2 protein-coding genes are annotated in these 1134 nt (G+C 73.8%); one reads left to right on the top strand and one right to left on the bottom strand.

All coding sequences use genetic code 11. The annotated features are described in order from the left end of the window. The first annotated feature begins 94 nt into the window (after positions 1 to 94). Positions 95 to 931, top strand: coding sequence for an SDR family NAD(P)-dependent oxidoreductase (locus DY245_RS32850; RefSeq protein WP_128510821.1), 837 nt, complete (start codon positions 95 to 97; stop codon positions 929 to 931). Here the strand turns inward: DY245_RS32850 and DY245_RS44880 are convergent. Further along, a partial coding sequence (locus tag DY245_RS44880; RefSeq protein ID WP_220377980.1) for a hypothetical protein occupies positions 877 to 1134 on the bottom strand: 258 nt, incomplete at its 5' end. The two genes, DY245_RS32850 and DY245_RS44880, sit on opposite strands and share 55 nt — an antisense overlap.

The following is a 1134-nucleotide window of genomic DNA, read 5'->3' as shown; positions in this document are numbered from 1 at the left end:
GCGTGGGGGCACCTCCCAGCGTTAGCTGGGGGAGTGCCGTAGCTGTCGTCGTGCGCCCGCCAGGGATTACGGGACAGCCCTTAGGCTGACCACCATGGACCTACGGCTGGCAGGACACGGCGCGCTGGTGACGGGCAGCAGTTCGGGTATCGGGGCGACGATCGCCGAGACGCTGGCGGACGAGGGGTGTGACGTCCTCGTCCACGGGCGGAACGCGGGGGCCGCCGCGGCCGTGGCCGAGCGGATCGCCGCCCGCGGCGTACGGGCCGAAGTGGTGCTCGGCGATCTGACCGAACCGGGCGTCGCCGAGCAGGTCGCGCTCACCGCACGCGACTTCGGGGCCCGCATCCTCGTCAACAACGCCGGTCCGTTCGCCGAACACGACTGGGAGAGCTCCCGGCCGTCCGACTGGCGGGCCGCCTTCGAGGGGAACGTACTGCCGACGATGCGGGTCAGTCAGACGCTGCTGCCGTCGCTGCGCGCGTACGGCTGGGGCCGGGTGATCACCATCGGCAGCCGGGCCGTGCGGACACCGCTGCCCAACATGGTGGCGTACTCCGCGGCCAAGGCCGCCGTGGTGAACATGACCACGAGCCTGGCCCGGCACCTCGCCGGAACCGGGGTCACCGCGAACTGTGTGAGCCCGGGAGTGATCGTCAGCCCGTCGATGTACCGGATGTTCGAGCAGCGGGCGGCGAGCGAGGACGGCGGGGGCGCCTCGCAGAGCGGTACGGAAGGCGGTCAGGCGGGCGGTCCGATGGACGGTCCCGACGAGGCGGACCTCGTCGCGGAGTATGCGCCGAACCCGAGCGGCCGGCTGGGGCGCCCGGAGGACATCGCGGTCGCGGTCGCCTACCTTGCGAGCCCACGCGCCGATTACGTCAACGGGATCGAGCTGCGGGTGGACGGCGGGATCACGGGGACGCCGTAGTCCGGCACCTCCGCCGCCAGCTCCCTCGCCGGGAGGTCCGCCGCCCGCACCTCCGTCACCAGCGCCTCCGGCGCAACCCCCGCACCGCTCGCATACGCCGTCTCGAAGGCCGCATCGCCCAGGCCCCGGCGTGCCGCGGCCGTGCTCCGCGCCACGTCGCCGCGCTCCGCCGCGGGCTGCGGTGCCCCGGCAGCGGCACGGCT

The sequence above is a fragment of the Streptomyces inhibens genome (assembly GCF_003389455.1).
In the GTDB taxonomy this organism is placed as follows: domain Bacteria; phylum Actinomycetota; class Actinomycetes; order Streptomycetales; family Streptomycetaceae; genus Streptomyces; species Streptomyces inhibens.
The sequence above is the reverse complement of the archived record's forward strand: the minus strand, read 5'-3'. Positions and strand labels throughout refer to the sequence as shown.

Coding starts and splice junctions, on each gene's coding strand:
- DY245_RS32850 (WP_128510821.1), top strand. CDS start 95: ATGGACCTACGGCTGGCAGGACACGGCGCGCTGGTGACGGGCAGCAGT.